1 protein-coding gene is annotated in these 368 nt (G+C 69.3%); it reads right to left on the reverse strand.

Annotated elements, in window-relative coordinates; all coding sequences use genetic code 11:
* Positions 1–368: tripartite tricarboxylate transporter permease (locus tag B0W80_RS34220; protein ID WP_179107115.1), on the reverse strand; the 368-nt coding region annotated here is incomplete at both ends.

The following is a 368-nucleotide window of genomic DNA, read 5'->3' on the forward strand; positions in this document are numbered from 1 at the left end:
GCCGAACTTGAAGGCCAGTTCGGTCAGCGGCGGCGCGAAGGCGGCCAGGATCAGCGTGCCCACGCAACCGGCGAAGAAGGAACCCAGGCCGGCCGCCGCGAGCGCGGCACCTCCTCGTCCCTGCTTGGCCATCTGGTGGCCGTCGATGACTGTCACCACGGAAGATGATTCACCCGGCAGGTTGACCAGAATGGCGGTGGTGGAGCCGCCGTACTGCGAGCCGTAGTAGATGCCGGCCAGCATGATCAGCGCGGCCACCGGGGGCAGCGCGTAGGTGGCGGGCAGCAGCATCGCGATGGTCGCGACCGGGCCGATGCCGGGGAGCACGCCGATCAGCGTGCCCAGCAGGCAGCCGACGAAGGCGTAGA

The sequence above is a fragment of the Variovorax sp. KK3 genome (assembly GCF_001984055.1).
In the GTDB taxonomy this organism is placed as follows: domain Bacteria; phylum Pseudomonadota; class Gammaproteobacteria; order Burkholderiales; family Burkholderiaceae_C; genus Variovorax.